Below are 14,073 nucleotides of genomic sequence, written 5' to 3'. Positions count from 1 at the left end.
AGTGACTAGCAATCTTGACTATTAAGAATTGCCTGGTATATAAACATACAGCAGGAGGCCTGTTACGGGAAAAATGAAAAAAGTTTGTGCTATACTTAACATACGATTAAACAGAAAGAGAGGAATTTTATGATAGAAAAGAAAAAACAAAAGTCCAAGAAACTAAAGCTGTTCCTGAGAGGATTAATGGTGATTATTGGCGGGTTTATTGCTGCGTATGGGCTGGAAACCGTCTTAATTCCAAATAGCGTATCCGATGGTGGCATTACTGGTTTAAGCATCGTTGGTTCGGAACTTTTTGACCTTCCATTGGGGGTGCTGATTGCGTTGCTGAATCTCCCGTTTATCTGGCTGGGGTATAAACAAATTGGAAAAAGCTTTGCGATTTTTTCCGTTATTGGGATCGTTTCGCTTGCTATTGGGACAAGTATGTTGCACCACACACCTGCGATTATTGAAGGAGATACATTGTTAATCACCGTTGTTGGCGGGATTATCCTTGGTTTGGGGATGGGTTTGGCCTTGCGTAATGGCGGTGCGTTGGATGGAATTGATATGCTGGCTGTGCTACTCGCCCGCAAATTGCCGTTTGGGACAAGCGACTTCATACTGTTCCTGAATGTATTTGTCTTTATTGTCGTTTCATTTGTTTTTGGTCTGCAAGGAGCTATACTTTCAGCCATTGCTTACTACATAGCTTCCAAAGTCATACATATTGTTGAAGAAGGTTTGAGCGGCTCGAAAATGTTTCAAATTATCTCTTCAGAACCTTATGCAATGGTCGAGACGATTCGTGACCGATTAGGCCGCAGTGCCACCTATAAAGAAGCATATGGCGGTTTTACGCACGAAAAATTCCAGGAAATCACCTGTGTGATTAACCGTTTGGAAGAAACCAAACTAAAGGAAATCATTAATGAAGTTGACCCTAAAGCGTTCGTGACTGTCTATGACGTCGCCGAAGTGAAGGGCGGCAACTTCAGGAAGAATAATATCCATTAAAGATATAAGTTAAAGAGGCCTGAAGCCTTTTTTTTACCATTTTTATTTAACTCCTATAGTGAGTGGAACCTGTATAAATACATCCCTTTGAAAATCTATAAGGATTGTAAAAATCACAACCCTGTATAACGGGGCTATTGATAGGAATTATCACGTACGAAAAAAGAGACGATAACTCTTTGGAGCAAACCTCTCCGACCCACAATTCCTAAATCCCGTAGTCCCTGTTTATCCTGTAATACGTATACAACATTCGATGCATCGCCATCATAGAAGTATACCCAACACGTTAGTTCTTTCTTAAATTCAACCGGAATACTTGCCTAGTTCCCCTTCCTTATGTCGTCCGCTGATATGGCTGTAACATCTACTTTCCAGTCTTTATATGAAAAATGTGGATGCTGTTTCTCCATATAGTGTCTAAATACTTTAATCACGCTCATGTTCTTGCTCGCTCCCCTTGTAGATTGATAAAAATGAAAAAAGGAGAAGATAAATCATCGTCACTGGATGATTTATCTTCTCCCCGCTTTTCTTTCATTAATTTTACTAACTGTATCTGCTGGATAACCAAATTTTAAAATAGCAGTCAGGTTATCACAGCATTTTGTCCCGCTCCAGATAAACATTAACTGAGATGATTCATTGGTGCTTGAATCCACACGATTCTCATTGTCTTACCTTACTCTGTCTGAACAAGGTACAAGCTCTGACTTCTTGTTGGCCACAAGCTCCAACTGTAACACGAGCAAATTCCATAGGATAGACAGCACCAACCCTATCTGTTGAATGGATGTATTTTTCTTACATTTGGCTATATGAAAATTCAGCGATGAAACTGTAGAATTAGCTTAATGCTTTGACTAAAGCTTCTCCAAATTCTTTAGCGCCATCGGGACCATCACCAGTGATAATATCATCATAAGCAATAACATGTTTTTCAACATATGTTACGTTATTCGCTTTTAATTGGTCTTTTTGTACATCTACTGGATAGCAAGTTGCTTCTCTTCCAGTAAGTAAACCCGTTTTAGCTACAGTAACCGCACCTGCACAAATTCCTGTTACAAGAACTTTATCAGTATACGCTTGTTTCAAGTAGTCTTGTAATTCTTGATTTCCCCATAGATGATCGTTTGTACCAGATCCGCCAATAACAGATACAACATCATAGTCAGTAGCAGAAACGTCTGAGAAAATGACCTCAGCAGTTGCTTTACCTTCATAATCACCTATGATTTCACCGGTTTTTGTACTTGCAATTGTCACATCAATTCCGTTGCTTTCCAATTCCGCCTTTGGTTGAAATAATTCGTCTTCATTGAAACGTTCTGGTGGTATAATTAAAAGTGCTTTTTTACTCATTAGTAGTTCCTCCTTATTAATAAAAAAGATTCGCCGGTAAGACGACTATTTCATTCTACTGCTTGTTTTCTTCACTGTGAAGAATGCACTTTTTTGTAAGGAGGTTACCGACAGGTTACAATTGATACAAATAAGGAGGGAAGAATTTATGCCAGATACATTCAGAGATGAAGTTAAAGAAAAGATCATAAATGGTGATTATAATTGTGAAAAAGAACTTACCTTATCAATTATAAGCGGTAAATGGAAAATTGTTATTTTATGGCATTTAGGAGTAGAAGGACCACATCGATTCAGTGATCTCCAAAGGCTTTTTCCAAAAATATCTCATAAAATTTTAACAAATCAATTAAGAGAACTGATGGAAGATGGAATAGTTCATCGCGAGGTTTATCCAGAGGTTCCGCCGAAAGTGGAATATTCCATGACAGAATTGGGGATGACTTTACTTCCTATCGTGGAAATGATGTATGATTGGGGAAAAAATCGGATAGCAGAAATCATAAAAGAAATGGATATCTCGGAATTAAACAATTAAGCATAAGCTTACATTTACATTGTCGCTTTACAAAACCTATTAGAAAAGAAGCACCTTCACTTAACTGTAAGGAAGGTGCTTCTTTTCTGCCCATCATTAAAAATTAAAATGTTCGAAGGGTCCAGCACGACTAAACCAAGGCATTTTTACCCCATTATGTAAGATCATTAAATGTTCAACAATTTTCATAAATTTTAGTCTATAAAAGAAGCATCGGAGACATTATCACTTTAACATGAATAGACATTTAAAACACGTATCTAAAAAAGATGAACTATTTCAAAGGAAAGTCCGTTTTAATACCTGTAATACCCTAGAACAAGATCATTGGCAGTATCATCTTCACATGATTTTTGCCTATATTTATATTTGTTGAGCATATTACGTGAGAAATAGAACATGCTGAAGTAAAGTAATTAATACAGAGGAGATCAGATTATGGAACAATAATACATATTCGTATATTTGTACTTCTGATTTCTCAATTTTAAGGAGGTTTTTACGCATGGGCAAAAAAATCGCTACACTTATAACAAACTTATTTGAAGATGTTGAGTACACCGAACCAGCACAAGCCTTTAAAGAAGCTGGTCATGAAGTGATCACGATTGACAAACAGTCAGGCAACGAAGTTACCGGTAAAAAAGGCACATCCGTAAAAATTGATAAAGCCATTGATGAAGTCAATCCTGCAGACTTTGATGCTTTGCTCATTCCTGGTGGATTCTCTCCTGACTTATTGCGTGAAGATGATCGTTTTGGTGAATTTGCAAAAGCATTTATTCAAGATGAGAAGCCTATTTTCGCCATTTGTCATGGACCACAAGTGTTAATCGATACAGATCTTTTAAAAGGTGTCGACATCACTGGTTATAAATCCATTCGCAACGATTTGAAAAATGCTGGAGCAAACTATATAGATGAAGAAGTTATCATCAGCAAAAATATTGTAACAAGTCGCGAACCAAAAGATATTCCCGCATTTAATCGTGAATCACTAAAACTTTTGGTTAAATAAACGTAATGATGTAAACCCTTACGTGTAAAAACAAGGAGGATATTAATTTGTCACTCAAAGGAAAAAAAGTCGTTATTTTAGGAGGCACATCTGGTATTGGTTTAGCTGCTGCCAAGGCGTTTCTGGATGAATCCGCTCAAATCATTATTGCCAGCCGTTCTGTTTCAAAATTATCTGACGCAAAAGCAATGCTTGGCGGTAACGCAGAAGGTTATGAAATCGACTTTCGTAATGAGGAAAAGGTTTCTGACTTTTTTAAACAGGTTGGAAATTTTGACCATCTAATTGTTACTGCAGGAGAAGGCGCAATGGGTCACTTTAGCGAGCTGCCTGTTGCAGACGTAAGAGAAGCTTTCGATAGCAAGTTCTGGGGCCAGTATATTTCGGTCCATGCCGCTCTTCCATACTTGAATAATGAAAGCTCCATTACATTAACTTCTGGTGTATACGGGAAACGCCCTCCTAAAGGTGCAACGACACTCGCTTCCATCAATTCAGCAATCGATGGATTAGTACGAGGCCTTTCAGTAGATTTGGCACCTATTAGAGTAAATGTGGTATCACCTGGTATCGTTGATACTCCTCTTTACGGCGGAATGCCAAAAGATCAACGACAAGATATGTATAATGGCATTGCCCAGGAATTACCTGTTGGGCGTGTTGCCCAGCCTGAAGATATAGCGGAAACCTATGTTTATTTAGCGAAAAATGGTTTTACAACTGGTACATCGGTACTTATCGATGGTGGAGCTCATTTAATCTAATCCCGCAATTTCAAATTCGACCGATTAATTGATTAGAATAGAAAGGAAAGGATGTGGTTCCTCATGAATACAATGAAGGCGGTAGGATTAACTCGTTACCTTCCAATTGACAATCCCCAAAGCCTGGTGGACATAGTTGTAGAAAAGCCAAAAGCAACGGGCCGTGACATTTTGGTCAAAGTTGCGGCCATATCGGTCAATCCTGTTGATACAAAGGTACGGGCTCCTAAGGAAAAAGTTGAGGAAGTTCCTAAAATTTTAGGTTGGGATGTTGCAGGAGTCGTCGAAGAGACAGGACCGGACTGTACATTGTTTCGTCCGGGAGATGAAGTTTTTTATGCTGGCAGTATTGCACGACAAGGCGGAAACAGTGAATACCATCTGGTCGATGAACGAATCGTTGGCCGCAAACCTGTTTCCTTAAGTTTTGTGGAAGCCGCAGCTCTTCCCCTAACCTCCATTACTGCTTGGGAAGCGTTATTTACCAGAATGTCTATTTCCCAAGATCCGGGCCTTAACAAAGGAAAGGCTCTGCTGATCATTGGTGCAGCGGGCGGTGTAGGTTCCATTGCCACTCAGCTTGCAAAACAAGCGGGGCTAACTGTAATCGGGACTGCTTCCCGACCGGAAACTGTTAGCTGGGTTAAATCAATGGGCGCAGACTATACCATTAATCACCATGAACCGCTCCTTCCACAACTTCAAGCAATTGGATTTACGAACGTTCCGTATATTTTTTGCCTGAATGCTTTGGAAAAACACTGGGCCGGTATTAGCGAAGCTATTTCTCCGCAGGGAGTTGTGTGCGCAATTGATGATCCTGCCTCTCCGCTGGACCTCAAATTGCTTAAGCAAAAAAGCGTTACCTTCGTATGGGAGTTTATGTTTACTCGCGCTATTTACGAAACAGATGATATGATCGAGCAGCATCTATTGCTTAATCGAATTGCTGATGATGTGGACCATCAAAAATTAAAGACAACACTTGCCGAAGTCCTTGGACCAATCTCAGCAGAAAATCTCCGTCAAGCCCACAAATTTTTGGAGAGCAATAGGTCGATTGGTAAAATTGTACTAGAAGGATTTGTTTAAAAACCTGTTTGCAGAGAGTTTAAAAACAATGAGGTTTCCCGATAAATCGGTGATTCGATAATTGCATTAGGATATAAATATTAGCCGGCTGCTGATTGCAGCCGGCTTTAATTACACACTTATGAACTGGTTCACCGCTTTTATTTAAAATGAGGTTTTATCCATTCTGGTATTTTTTTATTCAACAGAAATTGGGAACTCTCATTTTGGCCGTCTCCAAACTCTCACTTCAATTAATAAAAATGATCATTCCTAATACAACAATTAATAAAGAAAGTAAATAGGCCAAGTCTTTTATTCCTGCTTCAGTGATTTGATAATACGTTCTATCCCTTGCACCCGTAAATCCACGAACCTCCATTGCAATAGCAATTCGTTCTGATTTTCTTATTCCTTGAGTAAAAAGTGGTAATGAGTACCTCATAAAAGCTTTCCAGCTATTTTTTTGCTTGTAGCCTCTCACTTTATGAGCAATTTTCATCTGGTTAAATTCCGATTGGAACAGCGGGATAAAACGAAACCCTGCTAATAGCCCATATGCCCATTTAGGCGATAGTTTGCATTGATGGATGAAACTCATAATAAGTAACGTCAAGTCTGTTGTTGAGGTAAATAACAATCCAAACGTTACAAACCCTAACATCCTTAAAGCAATTGCTAAGCCATGATTCATACTTTCCACAGTAATATGGAACCAGGCCCATTTCCAGATGGTTTGCTCCCCTTCTCCAAAGGCGGCCATCATCCAAAATACCAGAATAAAAAATCCCAAGTACGGCAGCAGTCTTTTTAACAGGTACGCCATTCTCCATCCACCTATAAAAATTCCAATGAATACCCCAAGTGCCCAAATCCCAAAAGTCACTTTTGGATTAGTTGTTGTCATTAACAGAAACATAACGAACAAATGAGAGAGTAATTTAATAGATGGGTTTAAGGAAGCGAGGAGGGAATCGTTTGATTTCATACAAAAACCCGCTCCCCTCTTGAATGCATCAACTGGTAATGCAGCGGCGCAATAATCTCCGTTTCCTGTAAAATATCATGATTGGAAAATAACCCGTATGGTGTCCCTTGATAGCAGACACTTCCTTTATTTAAGAGAATGACTTGATTGGAACAAGCATCTACTAAATCCATATCGTGAGTTACCATTACAATAGTTGTTCCCTGTTCCTGTCTCTCCTTTAATCGCTTAATAAGTTCCTTCGCCGATTTTTCATCCTGACCGAACGTTGGTTCATCAAGCAATAATAAAGGTTGATCAAACAATAACATGGTCGCAACACTTAACCGCCGTTTTTGTCCTGTGCTTAAGGTAAAAGGGTGAGAATTGTGATAAGCTTCCAGCCCAAACTCTTGTAACAGTTGAATGGTTTTGGCATGAATCTGCTCTTCTTGCCAATTTCTTTGTCTGCCGCCAAAAGCAATTTCCTCAAATACTGTATCTGTTATAAATTGAAGCTCTGGATTTTGAAAGACATAACCTGCTTTTTCATATAATTCCCGATCCGGAATTTTTTTGAGTTCCGTATTTTGAAAAATAATTTTCCCGCTTTTTATTGCCTCTAAGCGTATCAGACTTTTTAAGAAAGTGCTTTTTCCACTTCCATTCGCTCCAACTATGGACACCCACTCACCTTGATGGATATCTATATTAATGTTCCCCACAATGATCTTTTTTCCATAGCCAACTTCTGCGTTTTCTGTTCGGATTAAAGAATTTTCATTCCTTCTTTCTTGAGGCTTAGTTATGAGCCTTTTTGACAATTTTATAGATAGAGGGTGTGAAGCATTTTCCACAACATCCCCCCACTTGTACGGGAATAGTTTAGGACGCCAAATACCTGCTTCTGCCATTTCATGATTGTAATTAAGCAGAATCTCTTCTGGCTTTCCATCCGCTATAATGCTTCCGCCCTCATTTATCATAATGACCCGATCCATCCAGTCAATACAGCCATCTAGAACGTGTTCGACAAATACCATCGTTTGGTTATTCATTTGTGATATTTGTTTTAATAAATCAAATATCTCCATCCTTCCTGCTGGATCCAGCTGGGCTGTTGGTTCATCAAAAAACAACACTTCGGGATCTAATGCTAATAAACAGGCTAATGCCAATCGTTGTTTCATTCCACCTGAGAGTGTTTCAATGGGTGTCTTCCTATCAACCTCTAATCCTGCCTTTCCCATCAAATCGGAAATAATGGGGTCCATTTCGTTTCGGGGAATCGAGCGATTTTCGAGACTAAAAGCAATTTCTTCATCCACACGAAGCATACAAAACTGAGAATCAGGCTCTTGAAACATCACACCGATATGATTCCTGCGAAACACATCGCCACTTACTTCTGCCTCCACATGCTCAGGAATGATGCCTGCAAGAGCGGAAATCAAGGTCGATTTCCCGCTCCCGCTAGGTCCCAGTATTAATACTTTCTCTCCTTTATTGATGGACAACGTAATATCCCGAAGAACCTTTTCAGATCTCTGATAGAAACGAACAGAAAGATTCCTACAGCCCAGAAATATTTCCATGAATGTCATCCTTTTTTCGTTTTTCCTTCATCAATTTATACGATTCTAAAACACCTGTTTTGGCCAGTGCATCCACTACTGCTTTCGCTAACCAGCCCCCTAGAATGATTCCGCTAATGATATGAATTCCTAACGTCGTAAGAAATACTCCTGTCGTGTAAAATCCAAAACCATTCGCCAAAAGGTTATAGACCATCCCAATTATCGCAGCCAGAGCACCAGACAGCATCAAGGTAAAAAGGTTATAGCGCTTGTATCTAAACAGGGCGAATGCGATTTCGGATCCAATCCCCTGAAAGACTCCTACCAACAAGGCAGAAAGCCCAAAATGACTTCCCGTTAATAATTCAACAGCAGCTGCCGCCACTTCTGCAATAAACGCTGCACCTGGTTTACGGATAATGTACGCAACAATTGGACTAGCGATCACCCAAATTCCAAACATAAAACCGGCACCGACGGGTCCCACTAGAGCGGAAATCGGAATCCAAAGAGTCGACCATCCTAAATAAATAACACCGCAAGCAACAGAAAGAATAACTGTAAGAACTATCTCCTTCATCTTCCAATTCATCTTTTTACCGCCTCCATTTTCACTGGCCATTCCTCAAGTTTATAAGCCATATCCCAAAACATATATTCAAGCTGGCAACTTGTTAAGAAATGTTCTTTCATCTTTGCTTTTTCTTTTTCTGTTGCTTCCATTGCCCATTCATCTATCCGGGCACAAAATTTGGCTGTAATCGAATCTGTCCGATTACCATAAAAATGAATCCATTCATAAAATGGATGAGAGCGGTCTGGGTTACCCTCATTTAACAATCTCTTTCCAATTTCCCAATATGTCCATGGACATGGCAATAAAACAGCCAGCATTTCCCCTAATGTTCCTTCATGGGCCACTGTAAGCATATGACGTATGTAATGTAGGGCAGATGGTGATAATGGAAATCCCTGCAGTTCCTCATATGGAACACCAGCTACCTGACAAAAGTTATTATGCGGATGGGTTTCGCTATGTAAGATAAATGATATTTGCTTATTAAACATCTCCATATCTTCACGGTTCTCACACTTTGATACTGCAATGCCATAGATTCTAATAAAGGAATTCAAATATTCATAGTCTTGTTTGACATAATGGATTAGTTGTTCCTTTCTTAACTCTCCATTGGCAATTCCTCGTACAAAAGGATGTTCAAAGATTGCATTGAAGATTGGATTTGCCTCTTTCCTCAACTCCGCTGAAAAACTCATAAATTGTTCCCCCTTTTTGGTTATAATGGGAAGACTTTAAATGGAGCGATTCTCTGCTAAAAACGAAAAAACCGCTCCAAAAATGGAGCGGCAGAATAATTGTAAATATACCCGTGCGCGAACTCCACTTTCCTACGCTAGTACAAACTAGATCAGGTTCAAAGGGTCCAGAGCAACTCTGTCTCAGCCAAAAAATGGCTCCCCTAGTGGTCTTCCTATAAAATTAATACTTACATTACACCCGCCATTTCATAAAGTCAATCAAATTAATAATTTTTGATTCTTAAGTATCAAAAATAATCCAAACGAATTTTTGGAGTAATGGTGCTTGCTATGGATAAGAAAAAAACCTCCTTTATTTTATGATACGGCACACCCAACTCATTCAAAACTCCTTCAAAACTATACTTGTCCTATAATACCCCTCCTCTTCTATGTGTATTTCACAGCAGAATTAACCTTAGTATTTTTCACTAGCAAATTAGTTTCTCCAATACAAGAAAGGGCGGGGCACAAAACGTTATTAGCGTACCAAAGAGGCTAACGTCATGCAATTCGATAAAAAAGAAACAAACAAAAAACAACTGCCCTCACTGAATAGGCAGTTGTCGTACTCTCTTTCAATATATGTTTCTATAAAGTCTTTCAAATTAATGCTTAATGTTCATATGACTTACCTTGGAATGATTGGCAGGATTAATTGAGTTGGATGCCTCTCATCGTGATATATTTTTTGAGTAGCCAGCTTACTATCTGCATATGTTCCATCTTTGTCTATTCTAAATGAATTTAGGTTTACGTCAAATGCAGGGAAATTGCTGCTCGATATTTCAATACGGATTCTATGTCCCTGTTTGAATAAGTTGCTCGTATTCCCTACTTGGAAGCGATATTCATAAATTTCCCCAGGAATAATTGGACTTGGATCTTCATTTGAATCTCTATAGCTGGCCCTTTGAATTCCTTCTAGTAGATTAATAGCTTTTCCATCTGGATGGACATCTACCAGTTTAACGGTAAAATCAGTATCGTTAGCGGAGGATGATGCATAAATGATCGCCTCAACCGGTCCGGTCACCTCTAAATCTTCTGTAAGTACATTAGATGTGTAAACCATTACATCGTTGCGTCCTTCGATAATTCGCTGATCCTTAGGGCCCATCGGAGTTATGGCAGCATTGCAGCAGCTATGCCCTCCAACACTCGGTACTGGGTCAAGCGGATTATAGACATAAATGTCTGGAATCTCCTGGTTTGGTGTCTGGCGATCCAGCGATCCATCACCATTAACAGAGTTCGCTCTTCCTTTGCTGTGTATATAATAAGGCGTATATTGTGTCCTGGCTAACGGCCATTCATGTTCCTGCCTCCATTTATTTTCACCCATGACGAATATGGATACCGGCGGTTCATCCATAATACCGTTCTCGTTCCCTTTTAACCAGTAGTCATACCAGCGAACCTGAATGTCATCAACGACATTATTGGCTTCTTCCCCGAAATAAATGTCACCGACAAAGTTGGTCCATGGCATATGATACCAAGGTCCAATCACCAATTTTTGATTTTTATTCAATTTGGAGATTCCAGTGTAATTCCTGATGGTTCCTTCTATGAAAATATCATACCATCCCCCAATATGCAGGGAAGGAACATTCAATTGATTGTATTTATCCCCCAAGTGCCATTTTTTCCAATATTCGTCGAATGTCGGATGGGAGAGCCATTCATAATAGAAAGAAGTAATATCAGAGTCAATTAGAGGGTGGTCGGTAAGCGGCAAATGATCGTATTCTTCATTGATGGTCGTATTAATCTTCATTAATTTTCGGGCTGCTTCCGGCTTCCCTTTTCTCATCGCTTGATCCAATGACAAAAAGGCTGACCAGGATTGCAAGAAGGCTAAGTGGGTGGCACCATTTTTATAAGACCAATCTTCATAGTAACCGTCATTGGTAAAAGCCGGGGCAATCGCCGTTAATCCCTCAGGATTTTCGACAGCAGGATGCAATTGGGTGGCTCCTACATAAGAAAAGCCATACATGCCCACCTTCCCGTTTGATCTTGGCAAATCCTTCACAAATTTAATTGTATCCAGTCCGTCCTGGCGCTCATAATGAAAAGGATTAAATTCACCTTCCGAAGCATATTTCCCTCGTGAATCCTGGGTTACTACTATGAAACCTTGTCTGGCATACCACTCTGGATGCAGATAACTCATGAACTCAGAATGTGATTTATCGTAAGGGGAACGCATAAGCAGAACAGGAAATTTACCATCCGCTTTCGGATAATAAATATCTGCCAGTAGAGTAACCCCATCCCGCATAACGATTGGTATATTGGCTTCAATCTCCACTTCATAAATTTCATTTACAGTAATCACTTTCATTCCTCCTCATTTAGATTGAAGTTGCTTTCTTTCCCCGATAATATTCTATAAAGTACCATGCCCTTCCACTTCGACAACAATTTCATCCCCGGGTTGTACCCAAGGTTTCGCTTCCATCCCTAATGCCCCGCCATCTGGAGTACCAGTAAAAACGAAGTCTCTTGAACTCTTGGCCCTAGCTACCCTTTTCTATGAAAATAATAATATTTCGAATACCAAACAGTGCTTTAAGGCAATCATTTGGCAGATACCATAAACGTTCTCCAATGAGTGTCAGGCAACATCACCGCTACATGGTCACCTTTTCGGATTCCTGCTTTATGTAAGGCAGCCGAAAGCCGATCGGTACGTTCTCGAAACTCCTTATACAATCTCTCCATCGATAACAGTTGTTTTTTGCACTGCCCTACGTTACCAGTCCAGTGGGATTAATGCAGAAAACAAATGACTCATCTCCTTCCAGAATTTTATTTGAATATTCAATCTCTTGAGACCGCCATTCTAAATAAACCTCATGCGCAGTACTATGAAAATTTGTTTGTAAAGAAAAAGGGACCGCATAGTTGAATAATCCATGGATGGCGTAATGGCGACGATTGTTCATTCTTAATTATAACAGAAAACGCTTACATTAAAACACTAACTTACTTTTTTTCTTCCTTTTACTAATAAATACCAGCAGTAAAAAGGTTCATCTATATTCTCCTGTTATTAGCGGTATCCTTCTTCAGCTAACTTGAGACGTTAGTTAAAGAACATCTCTCTTAAATTTAACAAAATACCTGCCAAACCTTTTCTCTCAGTTAAATTCAAAAAAATGACGCGTCAACAGGTACGAGTTGTATTTATGTTTAAAATTGGAAACCAGGTATAGATTTTAATATAATTAAAATATAGAAAAAGGAATCCTCTGGAATGTCGTTATTAAAGGAGTAAAGAATGGATATACTAAACCAAATTTGTGAGAAATATGGAGTTAATCGCACTTATCTTGTCGCAATCAATGATGGATTACAAAATTCTATTTTTTCCTATAGAAGAGATGAAAAGGAATATATTCTAAGAATCTCAAATTCCAACAGACGCAGCGTTGAGCAACTGCAAAGTGAATTAACTTTCATTGAAGGTTTGGCTAAAAGCGGGCTTCCTGTTTCTAAACCCGTTTTATCAGCTAATCTTAGGTTAGTTGAAGAAATCAATGAACAAAACTCAACTTTTTTTACTGTTGCTTTTACAAAAGCAAAAGGAAAGCCGATAAATGTAACCGACAGTTCTGTTTGGAATGGGGATTTGTTTTTTCGATGGGGAAAATTTATAGGAAAAATGCATAGCCTTTCAGGGCGTTTTAAAGGGTTACAAAGACCGGAATGGACAGTAGCAAACCCCGATTTATTAAACCTTCTTCCAAAAATTAATACAGATGTTGTGAAAAAGCGATACCTTCAATTGTTAGATAAACTTAGCCACTATCAAAAATCGCCTGACTTATTTGGACTCATCCATAATGATTTTCATCAAGGCAACTTTTTTTTTGATAATGGTGAAATGACTGTCTTCGATTTTGATGATTGTGCCTATAATTGGTTCGCGTATGATCTAGCTGTGTCTTTTTATCACGCTTACTGGCAGGCAACTTCCTTTACTCAAGATAACATCAACTTCAGTGATATTTTTTGGGCTAACTTTTTAAGAGGCTATACTTCAGAACGTACAATGACCAAAGAATTAATCGAACAAGTCCCAATATTTCTGAAAATACGGGAAATATTCTTGTATGTGCTGTTTTTGGAAAAATGGGATTTGGTGCATTTAGAGGATTGGCAAGAATATACGCTTAAAGACTTAAAATATAAAATTGATAATAAAATCCCTTATTCTTACACTAACTTTCAGGAGATATCAATCCAATACTAACTGATTACTCACTATGTTAATACTTGATTTATTGATATTAATTCTCTGTATAAAACAAAAATAAAGGCTCTTTTCTTAAAGATTGTTGTTTTTTAATGAGTTCTGTGAGGCAATCATATTGTTAAATCAGGTTGATTGGAGCGTAAGGTGCGAGACTCCTGCGGGATTAGCGGGAAGGTGAGACCCCGCA

Annotated in this window: 13 protein-coding genes, 1 pseudogene and 1 riboswitch; of the genes and pseudogenes, 6 read left to right on the top strand and 8 right to left on the bottom strand. The window is 38.9% G+C overall.

The genetic code is table 11. The features are described 5' to 3' along the window. Positions 1 to 129: 129 nt before the first annotated feature. Positions 130 to 1,002: a YitT family protein gene (locus BIV59_RS19855; RefSeq protein ID WP_071353198.1), complete on the top strand. Its 873-nt coding sequence runs from the start codon at positions 130 to 132 to the stop codon at positions 1,000 to 1,002. Between the two features lie 846 nt (positions 1,003 to 1,848). Here BIV59_RS19855 and BIV59_RS19845 read toward each other — a convergent pair. Beyond that, complete coding sequence (locus BIV59_RS19845) at positions 1,849 to 2,367, bottom strand: DJ-1/PfpI family protein (RefSeq protein ID WP_071353197.1); 519 nt, start codon at positions 2,365 to 2,367, stop codon at positions 1,849 to 1,851. Between the two features lie 148 nt (positions 2,368 to 2,515). Between BIV59_RS19845 and BIV59_RS19840 the strand changes: the two genes are divergently transcribed. The 4 genes from BIV59_RS19840 to BIV59_RS19825 all read left to right on the top strand — a co-directional run bounded on the left by BIV59_RS19840 (position 2,516) and on the right by BIV59_RS19825 (position 5,779). Continuing rightward, entirely contained in the window at positions 2,516 to 2,905 is a 390-nt protein-coding gene (locus BIV59_RS19840) for a winged helix-turn-helix transcriptional regulator (RefSeq protein WP_071353196.1), read from the top strand. A 505-nt stretch (positions 2,906 to 3,410) separates the two neighbouring features. After that, positions 3,411 to 3,923 (top strand): type 1 glutamine amidotransferase domain-containing protein, encoded by a 513-nt coding sequence (locus BIV59_RS19835; protein WP_071353195.1) that lies wholly within the window; start codon positions 3,411 to 3,413, stop codon positions 3,921 to 3,923. Between the two features lie 47 nt (positions 3,924 to 3,970). Continuing rightward, positions 3,971 to 4,687, top strand: a complete 717-nt coding sequence (locus BIV59_RS19830; protein WP_071353194.1) for an SDR family oxidoreductase — start codon at positions 3,971 to 3,973, stop codon at positions 4,685 to 4,687. A 63-nt stretch (positions 4,688 to 4,750) separates the two neighbouring features. Next, positions 4,751 to 5,779, top strand: a complete 1,029-nt coding sequence (locus tag BIV59_RS19825; RefSeq protein ID WP_071353193.1) for a zinc-binding alcohol dehydrogenase family protein — start codon at positions 4,751 to 4,753, stop codon at positions 5,777 to 5,779. A gap of 229 nt (positions 5,780 to 6,008) precedes the next feature. On the opposite strand, the gene BIV59_RS19820 is transcribed toward BIV59_RS19825, so the two are convergent. The 7 genes and pseudogenes from BIV59_RS19820 to BIV59_RS24345 form a co-directional block, all read right to left on the bottom strand. Continuing rightward, on the bottom strand, positions 6,009 to 6,746 hold the full coding sequence (locus BIV59_RS19820) for an energy-coupling factor transporter transmembrane component T family protein (protein ID WP_071353192.1): 738 nt from the start codon (positions 6,744 to 6,746) through the stop codon (positions 6,009 to 6,011). Further along, positions 6,743 to 8,320 carry an ABC transporter ATP-binding protein gene (locus tag BIV59_RS19815; protein WP_071353191.1) on the bottom strand — a complete coding sequence of 526 codons (1,578 nt, stop codon included), beginning with the start codon at positions 8,318 to 8,320 and terminating at the stop codon, positions 6,743 to 6,745. Before BIV59_RS19815 ends, BIV59_RS19820 begins: the two co-directional genes overlap by 4 nt. Continuing rightward, positions 8,298 to 8,894, bottom strand: a complete 597-nt coding sequence (locus tag BIV59_RS19810; RefSeq protein ID WP_071353190.1) for an ECF transporter S component — start codon at positions 8,892 to 8,894, stop codon at positions 8,298 to 8,300. The genes BIV59_RS19815 and BIV59_RS19810 overlap by 23 nt, the downstream gene beginning before the upstream one ends. Continuing rightward, a complete protein-coding gene (gene tenA / locus BIV59_RS19805) occupies positions 8,891 to 9,577 on the bottom strand; it encodes a thiaminase II (protein ID WP_071353189.1) in 687 nt (228 codons plus the stop codon). The genes BIV59_RS19810 and tenA overlap by 4 nt, the downstream gene beginning before the upstream one ends. A 112-nt stretch (positions 9,578 to 9,689) precedes the next feature. Continuing rightward, positions 9,690 to 9,792, bottom strand: a riboswitch (TPP riboswitch). Positions 9,793 to 10,250: 458 nt separating this feature from the next. After that, complete coding sequence (locus BIV59_RS19800; RefSeq protein WP_170846208.1) at positions 10,251 to 11,963, bottom strand: CocE/NonD family hydrolase; 1,713 nt, start codon at positions 11,961 to 11,963, stop codon at positions 10,251 to 10,253. 51 nt (positions 11,964 to 12,014) lie between these two features. Further along, positions 12,015 to 12,116 (bottom strand): annotated as a pseudogene (locus BIV59_RS24130) (fumarylacetoacetate hydrolase family protein); the annotation flags it as partial. An 89-nt stretch (positions 12,117 to 12,205) separates the two neighbouring features. Continuing rightward, complete coding sequence (locus BIV59_RS24345; RefSeq protein ID WP_481747453.1) at positions 12,206 to 12,349, bottom strand: AMP-binding protein; 144 nt, start codon at positions 12,347 to 12,349, stop codon at positions 12,206 to 12,208. A gap of 559 nt (positions 12,350 to 12,908) precedes the next feature. Here BIV59_RS24345 and BIV59_RS19795 point away from each other — a divergent pair. After that, the gene (locus BIV59_RS19795) at positions 12,909 to 13,883 is read left to right on the top strand and encodes a phosphotransferase enzyme family protein (protein ID WP_071353188.1); all 975 of its coding nucleotides are present in this window, start codon (positions 12,909 to 12,911) and stop codon (positions 13,881 to 13,883) included. Positions 13,884 to 14,073: the final 190 nt, after the last annotated feature.

Source organism: Bacillus sp. MUM 13 (assembly GCF_001866725.1).
In the GTDB taxonomy this organism is placed as follows: domain Bacteria; phylum Bacillota; class Bacilli; order Bacillales; family DSM-1321; genus Peribacillus.
Note: the sequence above shows the minus strand (reverse complement) of the source record. Positions and strands in the feature narration are given on the sequence as shown.